This is a genomic window from Bradyrhizobium sp. P2_E8, from assembly GCF_056403875.1.
The window spans coordinates 1-1,218 of the sequence record NZ_JBFUES010001506.1 but is presented as its reverse complement, the minus strand read 5'-3'; the positions used below and the strand labels follow the sequence as shown (position 1 = coordinate 1,218).

Annotated in this window: 1 protein-coding gene; it reads left to right on the top strand. The window is 66.4% G+C overall.

Annotated features, from left to right (window positions below; genetic code table 11):
* A partial coding sequence (locus AC1D00_RS41825; RefSeq protein WP_477014735.1) for a glycosyltransferase family 39 protein occupies window positions 1–1,165 on the top strand: 1,165 nt, incomplete at its 5' end.
* Between the last annotated feature and the right edge of the window lie 53 nt (window positions 1,166–1,218).

The following is a 1,218-nucleotide window of genomic DNA, read 5'->3' as shown; positions in this document are numbered from 1 at the left end:
GTACAACCCCGACCTGCTCCAGCTCGTCACCCTGCCGCTGCTCGTGCTCGCCTATCTCAACGCCTTCGAAAAGCGCAGCTTGCAGTCCGGCATCTGGTTCGGGCTCGYCGCCGCGCTGGCGCTGATGACCAAATACTGGGTGCTGACCATGATCGGCGCCATCGGCCTTGCCGCGCTGATCCATCCCGACCGCTTGAAATTCCTGCTGTCGCCGGCGCCGTGGGTGGCGATCGCGACGCTTGTCGTGGCGGTGATCCCGCACATCGTGTGGCTGGCGGACGTGCATTTCGTCCCGCTGAGCTATGCCGGCGACACCTACAGCCTCGAGGACGCCGGTCTCGTGCATCAGCTCGTGGCCGGCTACTTCCTGCATAATTTCGCGTTGCTGGCCCTTCCGATAGCGCTCGCTGCGCTCGCCATGGCGCTGGTGCCGCATTGGTTCAGGCTGCTTTTGCACGCGCCCTTGCGCATCGTCACGCGCGCCTGGGCGCGTGGTCCCAATCCGGGGGTCAATTTTTCGCAGGCGCTGAATGTCTGGATCATCCAGACCATCGTCGCCGTCGGCCCGCCGCTCGGCGCGCTCGCCTTCAGCATCTACATGAAGACCGATTGGGGCATCTCGCTATTCTTCCTGGTGCCCCTGGCGCTGGTCGCGATCCCGACGCTGCGGGTGCAGAGCGCGACCCTGGTCAACATCGCCGCGATCTGGCTCGTGCTGAGCATCGCGACGCTCGCCGCCTCGCCCTGGATCGCCGCGCGCGAGATGGCCGCCAATGCCGGCAACACCGCGACCTATGGCGCGCGCTCTGACCTCGCCCGCGAGCTGACGCAGGCCTGGCACGCGCGCTTCGCCTCGCGCTGGGCGGTCGTCGCCGGCACCATGGAATCGATCCAGCCGATGGTGTTCTACAGCCCGGACCACCCGGTCGCGCTCGTGCCGATCGAAGCCTGGGATTCCGGGCTGATCTCGCGCGATGACGTCAAGACATACGGCTTCATCGGCGTGTTCGATCCGGCCGACGGCCGCCTGCCGGCGTTCGAGAAATGGGTGTCGGAGACCGCGCCGAACGCCGAGCGCATGGTGATGACGACGCGCCGCTTCACCCACGGCAAGGCCGGTCCGTCGATGAGCTGGAACATCTACATCGCGCCGCCGGGGAAGTGACCGAAGGTCATTCCGGGGCGATGCGCAGCATCGAACCCGGAATCTCGAGATTC